We start from the raw sequence: 13677 nt of genomic DNA, 5'->3' as shown, positions 1-13677 counted from the left end.
CGGCGTCTCGCGCTCCGGCTTTTCTCTCACTTCTCACTCCTCTTTACTCACTCCTGGCTCGCCATCACCTTGGCGTATTCCTTCAGTTTCGCCAGCGTGGCGGCCAGGCCGTTCGAGCGCGTCGGCGACAGATGCTTGGCCAGGCCGATGGTGCCGATGAAGGTCGGCTCGGTGGCGAGGATCTCGGCTGCCGGGCGATCGGAATAGACGCGCAGCAACAGGGCGAGCAGGCCGGACACGATCGCCGAATCGCTGAAGGCCTCGAAGTGCATGTTCAAGGCATCGCCGGAGGGCACCAGCCACACCATCGACTGGCAGCCGTGCACGCGGTAGACATCGTTCTTGTGTGCCTCGGGAAAGTCCGGCAACTGCTTGCCGAGGTCGATCAGGTACTGGTAGCGCTCGGTCCAGTCACCGAAGAAGGCGAACTCCTCGGCAATCTGCTGCTGCGCCTGTTCGGCGCCGGTGCTGGCAATGGCATTCATCCGGGCATTATCGCGCGGACCGGTGCGGAAAATGAAATCCGCCGCGCCGGCCGGTTCGATGCATCAGGCCTTGACGATGCTCCAGCGGGTACCCTGGGCGCCGTCCTCGATGGCGATGCCGAGCGCGGCCAGTTCCTCGCGAATCGCGTCGGCCCGGGCGAAATCGCGCGAGGCGCGGGCGGCGCGACGCTGTTCGAGCAGGTCCTCGATGCGCGCCTCGTCGATCGCCTCGTCACCGCGACGGAACCAGGCCTCGGGTGCCTGCTGCAGCAGGCCGAGCAATTGGCCGCCGCCAAGCAATGCGGCCTTGGCTTCGGCACTGCCGGACTGACGCGCGGCATCGGCCAGCACGGACAGCTCAGCCAGCGCCTGGGGCGTGTTGAGGTCATCGCACAACGCGGCTTCGATCCGCGGCGGCACCGGCAGCTCACCCGCCGGCAAGGCCACGTCGGTCAGGTCGCGCAGTACGCGATACCAGCCATCGAGCGTGCTGGTGGCTTGCTGGATGGCCGCTTCGGACCAGTCCAGCGGCTGCCGGTAGTGGCCGCTGAGCAAGCGCAGGCGCAAGGCTTCAGCCGGATGCAGCTTGAGCAGTTCGTGCACCAGCAGCACGTTGCCCAGCGACTTCGACATCTTGCGGCCATCGAACGTCAGCATGCCGTTGTGCATCCACCAGCGTGCGAACACCTTGCCGCCGTGGGCGCAGGTGGACTGCGCCACCTCGTTCTCGTGGTGGGGAAACAGCAGGTCGACGCCACCGGCGTGGATGTCGATGGTCTCGCCCAGGTGCGCAGCGCTCATCGCCGAGCATTCGATATGCCAGCCGGGGCGACCGCGACCCCACGGGCTGTCCCAGCCCGGCAGTTCGGGGGTAGAAGGCTTCCACAGCACGAAGTCGCCGGCGTTGCGCTTGTACGGCGCCACTTCCACCCGAGCGCCGGCGATCAGTTCATCGGGATCGCGGCCGGACAGTTTGCCGTAGGCCGGGAACGAACCGACGTCGAACAGCACGTGACCCTCGGCGGCATAGGCATGGCCACCGTCGATCAGCGCTTCGATCATCGTGACGATCTGCGCGATATGGGTGGTGGCATGCGGCTCGATGTCGGGCGGCGCCACGCCGAGCCCGGCCATGTCGTCGCGGTAGGCCTGGGCGAAGCGGTTCGTGATCGCGTCGATCTGCACGCCTTGCTGCTGCGCGGCGGCGTTGATCTTGTCATCCACGTCGGTGATGTTGCGGGCATACACGACGTGGGGGTAATGCCGCCGCAGCAGGCGCACCAGCACGTCGAACACCACCGGCCCGCGGGCATTGCCGATGTGCACGTAGTTGTAGACGGTGGGGCCGCACAGGTACATCGTCACGCGCTCCGGGTCGAGCGGGGCAAACGGTTCGGTGCGACGGGTCAGGCTGTTGTAGAGCGATATCGGCATGGTGGAATCCGCGGCATGGGCCGTCCGGGCAGGGGGTTCGGCCAGCCCGGCATCTTAACAAGGTGTAAGTGGCCGAGTCGCGCCGGCTTCCCGTTGACTGATTCTAAGGGTGTATTCAGCGTGAATTTGCTGCAATGGCTGCCAGTACGCGCGCCTGCGCGAGTGGTGTTTCAGTAATTGGGAGGTCGTGATGACCAAGCTGTGGATTTCCGCGCTCGCACTTGCCCTGGTGGCGGGCGGCGTTTGTGCACAGGATGTGCGTTACGCCAACCCCAACAATGGCAACAATGACGACAACGCCCACTACGGCTGGGCCGACGTGTTGCGCGCCGACCCGGTGCAGGGCGTGACCCGCACCGAGGTGCCGCGCCAGGAATGCTATGACCAGCCGGTGGTGCGCCACGAAGGTGGCAACAGCACCGCGGGAACCGTGCTCGGCGCCGTGATCGGCGGCGTGCTGGGCAACACCGTGGGCAAGGGCGACGGACGCAAGGCCGCCACCGTGGCCGGCGCCGTGGCCGGCGGCGCGATCGGCAACCGGACCAACCGTGGCCGCGACTACGAAACCACCCAGACCCAGTGCCGCGAGGTCAGCTCGGTCAGCGAACAGCGCCGGATCATCGGCTACGACGTGGAATACCGCTATCGCGGCGAGGTCTACACCTCGCGCCTGAGCTACGACCCCGGCGAGCGCCTGCGCGTCCGGGTACGGGTCGACCCGGCCGACTGACCCCCACCAGCAACGCCGCCAGCCTTGGCGGCGTTGCTTTTCGGGACACCCGAATTTTTTGTTGCACGGCAGCGAAATTGTCGGCATGATGCCCGACAGTCACCCGGAATCCCCATGTCCACAGCCGTCTATACCGCCACCGTACTGACCAGCGCCCGCGCGGCCGCTGGCATGACGTCGCGTGCGCGCCGACCGTTGTATGGATACTCGGCCGGGTAGGCAGTCGCACGCGTTTGACGGTGCATCGACGACGAAACCCGGCCTCTGCGCCGGGTTTTTTGTGTTTTGGATTGGAGTAAATCATGGCTCTACGGCATTTCATCACCACCCAGGATTACAGCCGCACCGAGATCGACGCGCTGCTGGAACAGGCGGCATCGTTCAAGCGTTCCCCGCGTGGCCAGCAACTGGCCGGCAAGTCGATCGCCTTGCTGTTCTTCAATCCGTCGATGCGCACCCGCACCAGCTTCGAGCTGGGTGCGTTCCAGTTGGGTGGTCACGCCATCGTGCTGGCGCCGGGCAAGGATGCGTGGCCGATCGAGTTCGAGGTGGGCAGCGTGATGGATGGCGACACCGAGGAGCACATCGCCGAGGTGGCGCGCGTGCTGAGCCGCTACGTCGACCTGATCGCGGTGCGCGCCTTCCCGAAATTCCAGGACTGGGCGGTGGATCGGCAGGACAAGGTGATCAAGGCCTTCGCCCGGTACGCCACCGTGCCGGTGATCAACATGGAGACCATCACCCACCCCTGCCAGGAGCTGGCCCACGCGCTGGCGATGAAGGAGCACCTGGGCGATCTGACCAGGAAGAAGTACGTGCTGACCTGGACCTACCACCCGAAACCGTTGAACACCGCGGTAGCGAACTCGGCGCTGTTGATCGCGACGAAGATGGGCATGGACGTGACCCTGCTGTGCCCCACGCCGGACTACGTGCTGGACGAGCGCTACATGGCGTTTGGCCGTCTGAACGCCGAGCAGAACGGCGGTTCGCTGAAGGTCAGCCACGACATCGAGGAAGCCTATGCCGGCGCCGACGTGGTCTACGCCAAGAGCTGGGGGGCGTTGCCGTTCTTCGGCCAGTGGGACAAGGAGAAGCCGATCCGCGAGGCGAACAGGCACTTCATGGTGGACGAGGCAAAGATGGCGCTGACCAACCACGGCCTGTTCAGCCACTGCCTGCCGCTGCGCCGGAACATCAAGGCCACCGACGCGGTGATGGATGCGCCGTACTGCATCGCCATCGACGAGGCCGAGAACCGCCTGCACGCGCAGAAGGCGGTGATGGCGTCGCTGATCGGGCAGGGCTGAGCCGGCATGTACACGCCGAAGCATTTCCAGGAGACGCGGAGCGAGGCCTTGCACGGGCTGATCCGGGCGTATCCGTTCGCCACCGTGGTGACCCACGGGGCCGGCGGGCTGGCGGCCAATCACTTGCCATTCGAACTGGTTGACGGTGTGTTGCATGGTCATGTTGCCCGCGGCAACGAGCTGGCGCAGCAGGACGGCGCCGAGGTGCTGCTGGTGTTCCAGGGTCTGGACGGCTACATCAGCCCGAACTGGTATCCGAGCAAACACGAGACCGGGCGCGAGGTGCCGACGTGGAACTACGCGGTGGTGCACGTGCATGGTCGCTTGAAAGTGATCGATGACGCGGCCTGGCTGCGTCGGCTGCTGGAGACACTGACCGACCACCATGAGGCGGGCCAGCCGCAGCCATGGAAGATCGGTGACGCGCCGGAAGACCACGTCGAGAAGTCGCTGCGCGCCATCGTCGGTCTCGAAATCAGCATCGACCGCATCGAAGGCAAGTTCAAGTTGAGCCAGAACCATCCCGCCCGCAATCGCGCCGGCGTGATCGCCGGCCTACGCGAGCGCGACGGCGATGGCGACGTGGAGCTGGCCGCACTGATGACCCAACAGGAGCCAACGCCGTGACTCATCAACATCACTATCGCGTCGACGTGGAGTGGACCGGAAACCTCGGCACAGGCACCGACGGCTACCGCAACTACAGCCGCGACCACACGATCCGCATCGCGGGGAAACCCGAGCTGGCCGGCTCGTCCGATCCGACCTTCCGCGGCGACGCCAGCCGGCACAACCCCGAGGACATGCTGGTCACCGCATTGTCCACCTGCCACATGCTGTCCTACCTGCACATGGTCACCGTGGCCGGCGTGGTGGTGACCGCTTACACCGACGCCGCCGAAGGCGCGATGGCCACCGAAGGTGACGGCGGGCGTTTCGTGGAAGTGGTACTGCGTCCCGTGGTGACGATCAGCGCCGCCAGCGATCCGGCCAGGGCCGAGGCCGCTCACGAAGCCGCGCACCACGCCTGCTTCATCGCCAACTCCGTGAATTTCCCGGTGCGCTGCGAGCCGCGCATCGTCGTGGAGCAGGGAATGGGGAGTCGGGAATAGGGAATCGTCAAAAACAGTCCTTCGCACTCTGCTCGTTGCGCTTCACCCATACCTTCAGGATTACCACCATGTCGAATGCTCCCACCATTCCCGATTCCCCATTCCCCATTCCCTCCAACGGAGAAGGCAAAGACATCGTCCTCGCTTTCTCCGGCGGCCTCGACACCAGCTTCTGCGTGCCCTACCTGCAGGCGCAGGGCTGGGCCGTGCATACCGTGTTTGCCGATACCGGCGGCGTGGATGCCGAGGAGCGCGCCTTCATCGAGGCCCGCGCGCAGGAACTGGGCGTGGCCAGCCACGTCACCGTCGATGGTGGTCCGGCGATCTGGGCCGGCTTCGTCAAGCCGTTCGTGTGGGCGGGCGAGGGCTACCAGGGCCAGTACCCGCTGCTGGTCTCCGACCGCTACCTGATCGTCGAGGCCGCGCTGAAGCGCGCCGCCGAACTGGGCACGAAGGCGATCGCGCATGGATGCACCGGCATGGGCAACGACCAGGTGCGTTTCGACCTGGCGGTGAAGGCGCTGGGCGACTACCAGATCGTGGCGCCGATCCGCGAGATCCAGAAGGAACACACGCAGACGCGTGCCTACGAGCAGAAGTACCTGGAGGAACGCGGCTTCGGCGTGCGCGCCAAGCAGCAGGCGTACACCATCAACGAGAACCTGCTGGGCCTGACCATGTCCGGTGGCGAGATCGACCAGTGGCAAGCGCCCGGCGCCGGCGCGGTGGGCTGGTGCAAGCCGCGCGCCGAATGGCCGTCCAAACCGCTGCAGGTGAAGATCGGTTTCGTCAACGGCGAGGCGGTGACCCTGGACGGTGAGGCGATGGCTGGGCACAAAATGCTGGCGAAGCTCAACGGCCTGTTCGCCCAGTATGGCGTGGGCCGCGGCCTCTATACCGGCGACACCACGATCGGTCTGAAGGGTCGCATCATCTTCGAGGCGCCAGGTCTCGCTGCACTGCTCACCGCACACCGTGCCTTGGAAGAGGCTGTGCTCACCAAGCAGCAGAACCGCTTCAAGCCCGACGTGGCGCGCAAGTGGGTGGAGCTGGTCTACGAGGGCTTCTTCCACGACCCGCTGAAGACCGATCTGGAGGCGTTCCTGGCCTCCAGCCAGTCCACCGTTAACGGCACAGTGACGCTGGAGACGAACGGCGGCAGCGTCGGCGCGGTGGCGGTGGAGTCGAAACACATCCTCAACGCCAAGGGCGCCACCTACGCCCAGTCGGCCGACTGGGGCGTGGAGGAAGCCGAGGGCTTCATCAAGCTGTTCGGCATGAGCAGCACGCTGTGGGCCGAGGTCAATCGCGGATGAGCGCGCTGCTGGACGCCACCCTGGAGCACCTGCGGGCGCTGGTCGGGTTCGACACGCGCAATCCGCCGCGCGCGATCGACACCGGCGGCATCTTCGACTACCTGCGCGCGCAGCTGCCCGGCTTCACGGTCACGGTGACCGACTTCGGCGCCGGTGCGGTGGCGCTGCATGCGGTGCGCGGCGAGCCGAAATACCTGTTCAACGTGCATCTGGACACGGTGCCGGATTCGCCAGCGTGGACGGCCGATCCGCATGCGTTGCGGGTGACTGCCGATCGCGCGATCGGCCTCGGTGCCTGCGACATCAAGGGTGCGGCGGCCGCGTTGCTGGCGGTGGCGAATGCCAGCGATGGCGCACTGGCGTTGCTGTTTTCCACCGACGAGGAAGCGAACGACCCGCGCTGCATCGCCGGCTTCCTGCGCGATGCGCATGCCTACGAGGCGGTGATCGTGGCCGAACCGACCAGGGGCGAGGCGGTGCTGGCGCATCGCGGCATCCAGTCGGTGCTGATGCGCTTCGCGGGCCACGCCGGCCATGCTTCGGGCGAGCAGCAGCCCAGCGACAGCGCGCTGCACCAGGCGATGCGCTGGGGCAATGCGGCACTGGATTTCGTGGCGGCGCAGTCGCACGAGCGCTTCGGCGGACTCACCGGCCTGCGCTTCAACATCGGCCGGGTCGAGGGCGGCATCAAGGCGAACATGATCGCGCCCGCGGCGGAAGTGCGCTTCGGTTTCCGTGCGCTGCCGACGATGGACCCGGACCAGTTGCTCGCGCGCTTCCGCACGCTGGTCGAGCCGCAGCCGGTGGAGTTCACCGAAACCTTCCGCGGCGCCTCGCTGCCCGCCGGCGATACGGCGAACGCCGAGGCGAACCGGCTGGTCGCCCGCGATCTCGCCGACGAGCTGGGCATTCCGGTGGGCAACGCGGTGGACTTCTGGACCGAGGCGGCGCTGTTCTCCGCTGCCGGCTACACCGCCTTCGTCTACGGCCCCGGCGACATCGCCCAGGCGCACAGCGCCGACGAGTGGGTCGCGCTGGATCAGTTGCAGCATTACGCAGAGGTCATTCACCGGATCGTGGACAGCAAAATCGCATGAGCACAGGCAACCACACCCGCAAGACCATCGTGCGCCTGCTTTCGAGCATGGGCAGCGCGAAGGAAATCCAGCAATACCTCAAGCGCTTCTCCGAGGTCGACGCCAAGCGTTTCGCCGTGGTCAAGGTGGGCGGCGCGGTGTTGCGCGACGAGCTGGCCGATCTCGCCTCGTCGCTGACCTTCCTGCAGCAGGTGGGGCTGACCCCGATCGTGCTGCATGGTGCCGGCCCGCAACTGGATGAGGAGCTGGCCGCTGCCGGCATCGAGAAGCAGACGATCAACGGCCTGCGCGTGACCTCGCCGAAGGCGCTGGGCATCGTGCGCCGCGTGTTCATGCAGCAGAACCTGAAACTGGTGGAAGCGCTGCAGTCGATGGACACCCGCGCCACCGCGGTGCCGTCGGGCGTGTTCCTGGCCAGCTACCTGGATCGCGATACCTACGGCATGGTCGGCAAGGTCGACAGCATCAACCTGGCGCCGATCGAGGCCAGCCTGCGCGCGAATTCGATCCCGGTGATCGCCAGCCTCGGCGAAACCGACGAGGGGCAGATCCTCAACGTCAACGCCGACGTCGCCGCGAACGAACTGGTACGCATGCTGCAGCCGTACAAGATCGTGTTCCTCACCGGCACCGGCGGCCTGCTCGACGAGCACGGCAAGCTGATCGACTCGATCAACCTGTCGACCGAGTTCGACCACCTGATGGCGCAGCCGTGGATCAACGGCGGCATGCGCCTGAAGATCGAGCAGATCGCCGACCTGCTGGCCGATTTGCCGTTGACGTCATCGGTGTCGATCACCCGCCCGGCGGAACTGGCCAAGGAGCTGTTCACCCACAAGGGTTCCGGCACCCTGGTCCGGCGCGGCGAGAAGGTGCTGACGTTCGACTCGTGGGACGGCATCGACCTGGCGCGCATGCGCACGCTGATCGAATCGAGTTTCGGCCGAGCCCTGGTGCCGGATTACTTCGAACGCACGAAGCCGCTTCGCATCTACGTCAGCGAGAACTACCGCGCCGCGATGATCCTCACCGATGAGGACGGCTTGCCGTACCTGGACAAGTTCGCCGTGCTCGACGACGCCCAGGGCGAAGGCCTGGGCCGGGCGGTGTGGCAGGTGATGCGCGAGGAGCATCTGCGCTTGTTCTGGCGTTCGCGCCACGGCAACCAGGTCAACATCTTCTACTACGCCGAGTCGGACGGCTGCATCAAGCAGCCGCGCTGGAAGGTGTTCTGGTACGGCATCGAGGACCTCGACACGATTTTCCGCTGCGTGGCGCATTGCGCGCAGCGCCAGCCGACACTGGTGGATTGAGCAAGACCAACTCCCTCCCCTGCGTGCAGGGGAGGGCTGGGGTGGGGTCGCTCTTGATCTTGCTGTGAAGATCAAAAGCCTCACCCCCTCCCGACCTCCCCCTGCTGTGCAGGGGGAGGAGAAAGCAGCATCGTAGGAGTGGATCGGTGACACACGACAAGAAAACCATCGGCATCGTCGGCGCACGGGGCCACACCGGCACCGAGCTGATCCGCCTGATCGCGGGGCATCCGGCGCTGGAACTGAGCTTTGTGTCCTCGCGCGAGCTGGATGGCCAGCGCGTCGACGCCCACGTGCCCGAGTATCGCGGCGAGCTGCGTTACAGCGCGCCGGCGCACGAGGACCTGCCGAAACTCGGCGCCGACGTGGTGATCCTGGCCTTGCCCAACGGCAAGGCGGCGGCCTGCGTGGAGGCATTCGACCAGGCCGGGGTCGATCCGATCATCCTCGACCTCTCCGCCGACTATCGCTTCGACAAGCGCTGGTATTACGGCCTGCCCGAACTCGCCCGCGACAAGTGGCGGGGCGAGCGGCGCATCAGCAACCCCGGTTGCTACGCTACCGCGATGCAGCTTTCCATCGCGCCACTGAAGGACCTGCTGGCGGCGCCACCGGTGTGCTTCGGCGTGTCCGGCTACTCGGGCGCGGGCACCACGCCGTCGGACAAGAACGATCCGGAAAAGCTGCGCGACAACCTGATGCCGTACGCGCTCACCGGCCACATGCACGAGAAGGAAGCCTCCTTCCAGCTCGGCGTGCCGGTGGAATTCATGCCGCACGTGGCACCGCATTTTCGCGGCCTCACGGTCACCAGCAACCTCTACCTCAGCCGTCAGCTGAAGCGCGAGGAGGTGCTGCAGCGCTTCCATGCCGCTTACGCCGGCGAGAAGCTGGTGTCGGTGCTGGACGATGCGCCGTGGGTCAGCCGCGTTGCCCACCAGCACCACGCCGAGATCGGCGGCTTCGCAATGTCGACGGACGGCAAGCGGGTGGTCGTGGTGGCCACGCTGGACAACCTGCTGAAAGGCGCCGCCACGCAAGCCATGCAGAACATCAACCGCGCGATCGGCGTGGACGAATACACCGCCATTCCGCTGCTACAGGATCCTTCACGATGACTCAGCCGTTGTGGCAAAAATCCGGCGTCCGGATCGACGCGAAGATCATGAAGTTCCTCGCCGGCGACGATGTGTTGCTCGATCGCGAGTTCTTCCTGCACGACATCACCGCCAGCAAGGCGCACGTCGAAGGCCTGGCCAACATCGGCGTGGTCAGCGCCGACGAGGCCGCTGCGCTGAAGCGCGAGCTGGATGCGCTGGCCGCCGATTTCAGCGGCGGCGCCTTCGTGCTGGACGAGCGTTATGAAGACGGCCATTCGGCGATCGAGGCACGCCTCACCGAGCGCCTGGGCGACGCCGGTCGCCGCGTGCACACCGGCCGCAGCCGCAACGACCAGATCCTGGTCGCCACGCGGCTGTGGCTGAAGGACAAGCTGGTCGCGCTGGAAAACCATTGCCGCGCCATCGCCGAGGTCTGCCTCGATCGCGCCGCGCAACCGGCCGTGCCGTTGCCGGGTTACACCCACCTGCAGCGCGCGGTGGTGTCGTCCACCGCGATGTGGTTTGCCGGCTTCGCCGAAGGCTTCATCGACAATGCCCTGCGCGCGCGGCAGACACTGGCGCTGATCGATGCCAATCCGCTCGGCACCGCCGCGGGTTACGGCGTGAACCTGAAGCTCGACCGTGAACACACCACGCAGGCGCTGGGCTTCGCCCGCATGCAGGTCAGCCCGATCTACGCCCAGCTGTCGCGGGGCAAGTTCGAGATGGCTGTGCTGGAGGCGATCGGCGGTGCGCTGCTCGACCTGCGCCGGCTGGCTTGGGACCTCTCGCTGTTCACCACCGCCGAATTCAACTTCGTGCAGCTGCCGTCCGAGTACACCACCGGCAGTTCGATCATGCCGAACAAGCGCAATCCTGACGTGATCGAGCTGCTGCGCGCGAGCTACGCCAGCGTGGCCGCCGCGCGCACCGAGATCGAGCAACTGCTGTCGCTGCCGTCCGGCTACCAGCGCGACCTGCAGTTTTCCAAAGGCTCGATCTTCCACGGCGTGCGCCACGGCCTGATGGCGCTGGAACTGGTGCCTGACTTGCTGGCGCGATTTGCCTGGAACGAAACGGCCATGCGCGCGGCGATCGAGCCGGCGATGTACGCCACCGACGTGGCGATCGAGCAGGCCGCCGCCGGCGTGCCGTTCCGCGACGCGTATCGCGCCGCGGCGGAAGCGGCGGCATCGGCGGGACAGGGGCGCACGCCGGAAGGCAGCCTCGACGCGCGCGTGTCGCCCGGCGCCGGCAACGACCTGCGGCTGGACGAATTGAACGCGCGATTGCGCGCGCTCGACGACTGACACGGAGGCGAGGGCATGGCGGCGACCGACACGAAGATCACGCGAACCCATTTGCCCGTACAGGTGTTGCCGCCTTGGCGCCGCGCCGTGCTGAAGGTGGGCAGCAACCTGCTCGCCGCCGATGGTGGCGGCCTCACGCCGCGCTACGCCGAAGCGCTGGCGGGTTTCATCGCGGCCAGTCATGCAGTCGGTCGTGAAGTGGTGCTGGTGTCTTCCGGCGCGGTGGCAGCGGGTCGCGCGCTGCTGCGCCAGCATGCGAGTGACGGCGATGGCCTTGCCGCGCGGCAGGCGCTGGCGGCGCTAGGCCAGGCGCCGATGATCGCGCTGTGGCAGTCGCTGTCCGCGCGGCCGGTGGCGCAGGTGCTGCTGACCCACGACGACCTGCGCAACCGCCGCCGCTACCTCAACGCACGCGCCACGCTGCGCGAGCTGCTGCAGCTCGGCGTGCTTCCGGTGATCAACGAGAACGACACCGTGTCGGTGGACGAGCTGAAGCTTGGCGACAACGACAACCTCGCCGCGATCGTGGCGGCGCTGGTCGATGCCGACCTGTTGCTGATCGCCTCCGACGTCGACGCGCTGTACAGCGCCGACCCGCGCCGCGACCCGGCCGCCACGCCGATCGCGCACGTGGCCGCGCTGACGCCGCAGATCCTGGCGATGGCCGGCGACAGCGGCAGCGTGGCTGGCACCGGCGGCATGCGCACGAAACTGGAAGCCGCGACCAAGGCCGCGGCCGCGGGCATTCCCACCGTGCTGTTCAGCGGCCGCGAGGCGGCGACCGTGCAGGCGCTGCGCGACGGTGAGTTGCGCGGCACCCTGATCGCCGCGTCGTCGAGCCGGATGCAGGCACGCAAATACTGGTTGCGCCATGCGCCGGCGGCCAGCGGACGGGTTCGCGTCGACGCCGGCGCGGCGCACGCACTGGCCGGTGGTCGCGTCTCGCTGTTGCCCGGGGGCGTGCTGGATGCGCAGGGCGAGTTCCATCGCGGCGACTTGGTCGAGATCGTCGCTGCCGACGGCCGCGCCATCGCACGCGGCATCAGCCAGTACGGCGCCGCCGAAGTGCGCCGACTGGCCGGCCGGCACAGCCGCGAGATCGACGGCGTGCTGGGCTATAGCTACGGCGACGAAGTGGTGCATCGCGACGACCTCATCACCATGGACAGCCCGGTTGCCCCGGGCCAGGAGATCAGCGCATGAGCACGATCAGGGAGCAGGCGCTGGCGTGTCGCGATGCCGCCCAGGTCGTCGCCGCGCTGGGCAGCGATGCGAAGCGGGCCCTGCTGCGCGACATGGCCGACGCACTGGAAGCGCGCTCCGCCGACGTGCTCCGGGCCAATGCGCGCGACATGCAGGCTGCCGCCGACAAGGGCGTGCAGGGCGCGATGCTCGATCGCCTGCGGCTGGACGAGACGCGGGTGGCCGGCATCGCCAGCGCGCTGCGCGAGGTGGCCGAGCTGCCCGATCCGGTCGGCGTGACGACCCGCCGCGAGATGCGGCCGAACGGCCTGTCGATCGAGCGCGTGCGCATCCCGCTCGGCGTGATCGCGATGATCTACGAGGCGCGCCCCAACGTCACCGCCGACGCCGCCGCGCTGTGCCTGATGGCGGGCAATGCGGTGATCCTGCGCGGTGGTTCCGAGGCGATCCATTCCAACACCGCGATCGCCGCCGCGTTGAAGTCCGCCCTGGAAGCGCATGGCGTGCCTGCTGCCGCCCTGACCCTGGTCGAGGACCTGCGTCGCGAGACGATGGTCGAACTGCTGCAGCTCACCGACATCGTCGACCTCGCGATCCCGCGTGGCGGCGAAGGCCTGATCCGCTTCGTGGCCGAGCACGCGCGCGTGCCGGTGATCAAGCACTACAAGGGCGTCTGCCATCTGTACGTGGATCGTGCCGCCGATCCCGATCTCGCGCTGGACCTGCTGATCGACGGCAAGACCTCACGTCCCGGCGTGTGCAATGCGCTGGAAACCTTGCTGGTTCATCGTGATGTCGCCGCCAGCTTCCTGCCGCGCGCGGCGCAGGCCTTGCGCCAACGGGGCGTGGAACTGCGCGGCGACGACGCCAGTCGCGCCCTGCTACCCAACATCCAGCCCGCGACTGACGACGACTACGCCGCCGAATTCCTGGACCTGATCCTGGCCGTGCGCGTGGTCGACGATCTCGACGAAGCGATTGCCCACATCCGCCGCTACGGCTCGGACCACACCGAAGTCATCGCCACCGCCGACGAAGAGGCCGCGCTACGTTTCGTGCAGGCCATCCGTTCCGCCGTGGTGATGGTCAACGCCTCCTCGCGCTTCAGCGACGGTGGCGAGCTGGGCCTCGGCGCCGAGATCGGCATTTCCACCACCCGCCTGCACGCCTACGGTCCGATGGGCGCCGAGGCGCTCACGGTGGAGCGCTTCGTGGTGCGCGGGGAAGGGCAGGTGCGCCATCCGCAGAGCCGGGTATAGAGCTATTC

The 13677-nt window shown here is 67.1% G+C and carries 13 protein-coding genes; 11 read left to right on the top strand and 2 right to left on the bottom strand.

Features of this window, described 5'->3' with window-relative positions; genetic code table 11:
• Positions 1 to 47: 47 nt before the first annotated feature.
• Both ASD82_RS07415 and cysS read right to left on the bottom strand, forming a co-directional pair.
• Complete coding sequence (locus ASD82_RS07415; RefSeq protein WP_056717202.1) at positions 48 to 485, bottom strand: SufE family protein; 438 nt, start codon at positions 483 to 485, stop codon at positions 48 to 50.
• A gap of 63 nt (positions 486 to 548) precedes the next feature.
• Entirely contained in the window at positions 549 to 1919 is a 1371-nt protein-coding gene (gene cysS / locus ASD82_RS07410) for a cysteine--tRNA ligase (RefSeq protein WP_056717201.1), read from the bottom strand.
• A gap of 190 nt (positions 1920 to 2109) precedes the next feature.
• On the opposite strand from cysS, the gene ASD82_RS07405 reads away from it, so the two are divergent.
• The 11 genes from ASD82_RS07405 to ASD82_RS07355 all read left to right on the top strand — a co-directional run bounded on the left by ASD82_RS07405 (position 2110) and on the right by ASD82_RS07355 (position 13669).
• The gene (locus tag ASD82_RS07405) at positions 2110 to 2649 is read left to right on the top strand and encodes a glycine zipper 2TM domain-containing protein (RefSeq protein WP_056717200.1); all 540 of its coding nucleotides are present in this window, start codon (positions 2110 to 2112) and stop codon (positions 2647 to 2649) included.
• Positions 2650 to 2951: 302 nt separating this feature from the next.
• Entirely contained in the window at positions 2952 to 3959 is a 1008-nt protein-coding gene (locus ASD82_RS07400) for an N-acetylornithine carbamoyltransferase (protein ID WP_056717199.1), read from the top strand.
• A 6-nt stretch (positions 3960 to 3965) separates the two neighbouring features.
• Positions 3966 to 4586: an FMN-binding negative transcriptional regulator gene (locus ASD82_RS07395; protein ID WP_056717198.1), complete on the top strand. Its 621-nt coding sequence runs from the start codon at positions 3966 to 3968 to the stop codon at positions 4584 to 4586.
• The gene (locus ASD82_RS07390) at positions 4583 to 5071 is read left to right on the top strand and encodes an OsmC family protein (RefSeq protein ID WP_056717197.1); all 489 of its coding nucleotides are present in this window, start codon (positions 4583 to 4585) and stop codon (positions 5069 to 5071) included. Before ASD82_RS07395 ends, ASD82_RS07390 begins: the two co-directional genes overlap by 4 nt.
• 68 nt (positions 5072 to 5139) lie before the next feature.
• Entirely contained in the window at positions 5140 to 6387 is a 1248-nt protein-coding gene (locus ASD82_RS07385; RefSeq protein WP_056717196.1) for an argininosuccinate synthase, read from the top strand.
• Positions 6384 to 7484 carry an acetylornithine deacetylase gene (locus ASD82_RS07380; protein WP_056717195.1) on the top strand — a complete coding sequence of 367 codons (1101 nt, stop codon included), beginning with the start codon at positions 6384 to 6386 and terminating at the stop codon, positions 7482 to 7484. Before ASD82_RS07385 ends, ASD82_RS07380 begins: the two co-directional genes overlap by 4 nt.
• A complete protein-coding gene (locus ASD82_RS07375) occupies positions 7481 to 8797 on the top strand; it encodes an acetylglutamate kinase (RefSeq protein ID WP_056717194.1) in 1317 nt (438 codons plus the stop codon). The genes ASD82_RS07380 and ASD82_RS07375 overlap by 4 nt, the downstream gene beginning before the upstream one ends.
• A gap of 146 nt (positions 8798 to 8943) precedes the next feature.
• Positions 8944 to 9915: an N-acetyl-gamma-glutamyl-phosphate reductase gene (argC, locus tag ASD82_RS07370; RefSeq protein ID WP_056717193.1), complete on the top strand. Its 972-nt coding sequence runs from the start codon at positions 8944 to 8946 to the stop codon at positions 9913 to 9915.
• Positions 9912 to 11207, top strand: coding sequence for an argininosuccinate lyase (argH, locus tag ASD82_RS07365; protein WP_056717192.1), 1296 nt, complete (start codon positions 9912 to 9914; stop codon positions 11205 to 11207). The genes argC and argH overlap by 4 nt, the downstream gene beginning before the upstream one ends.
• A 15-nt stretch (positions 11208 to 11222) precedes the next feature.
• A complete protein-coding gene (proB, locus tag ASD82_RS07360; protein ID WP_056717191.1) occupies positions 11223 to 12410 on the top strand; it encodes a glutamate 5-kinase in 1188 nt (395 codons plus the stop codon).
• The gene (locus ASD82_RS07355) at positions 12407 to 13669 is read left to right on the top strand and encodes a glutamate-5-semialdehyde dehydrogenase (RefSeq protein WP_056717190.1); all 1263 of its coding nucleotides are present in this window, start codon (positions 12407 to 12409) and stop codon (positions 13667 to 13669) included. Before proB ends, ASD82_RS07355 begins: the two co-directional genes overlap by 4 nt.
• The last annotated feature ends 8 nt before the right edge of the window (positions 13670 to 13677 follow it).

The organism is Rhodanobacter sp. Root179 (genome assembly GCF_001428465.1).
Classification (GTDB): domain Bacteria; phylum Pseudomonadota; class Gammaproteobacteria; order Xanthomonadales; family Rhodanobacteraceae; genus Rhodanobacter.
The sequence above is the reverse complement of the archived record's forward strand: the minus strand, read 5'-3'. Positions and strand labels throughout refer to the sequence as shown.

What these genes read in the sequence shown, in the direction of transcription:
- proB (WP_056717191.1), top strand. Translation starts at nt 11,223, where the DNA reads ATGGCGGCGACCGACACGAAGATCACGCGAACCCATTTGCCCGTACAG.
- ASD82_RS07375 (WP_056717194.1), top strand. Translation starts at nt 7,481, where the DNA reads ATGAGCACAGGCAACCACACCCGCAAGACCATCGTGCGCCTGCTTTCG.
- ASD82_RS07415 (WP_056717202.1), bottom strand. Translation starts at nt 485, where the DNA reads ATGAATGCCATTGCCAGCACCGGCGCCGAACAGGCGCAGCAGCAGATT.
- cysS (WP_056717201.1), bottom strand. Translation starts at nt 1,919, where the DNA reads ATGCCGATATCGCTCTACAACAGCCTGACCCGTCGCACCGAACCGTTT.
- argH (WP_056717192.1), top strand. Translation starts at nt 9,912, where the DNA reads ATGACTCAGCCGTTGTGGCAAAAATCCGGCGTCCGGATCGACGCGAAG.
- ASD82_RS07380 (WP_056717195.1), top strand. Translation starts at nt 6,384, where the DNA reads ATGAGCGCGCTGCTGGACGCCACCCTGGAGCACCTGCGGGCGCTGGTC.
- ASD82_RS07385 (WP_056717196.1), top strand. Translation starts at nt 5,140, where the DNA reads ATGTCGAATGCTCCCACCATTCCCGATTCCCCATTCCCCATTCCCTCC.
- ASD82_RS07400 (WP_056717199.1), top strand. Translation starts at nt 2,952, where the DNA reads ATGGCTCTACGGCATTTCATCACCACCCAGGATTACAGCCGCACCGAG.
- ASD82_RS07405 (WP_056717200.1), top strand. Translation starts at nt 2,110, where the DNA reads ATGACCAAGCTGTGGATTTCCGCGCTCGCACTTGCCCTGGTGGCGGGC.
- ASD82_RS07395 (WP_056717198.1), top strand. Translation starts at nt 3,966, where the DNA reads ATGTACACGCCGAAGCATTTCCAGGAGACGCGGAGCGAGGCCTTGCAC.
- ASD82_RS07355 (WP_056717190.1), top strand. Translation starts at nt 12,407, where the DNA reads ATGAGCACGATCAGGGAGCAGGCGCTGGCGTGTCGCGATGCCGCCCAG.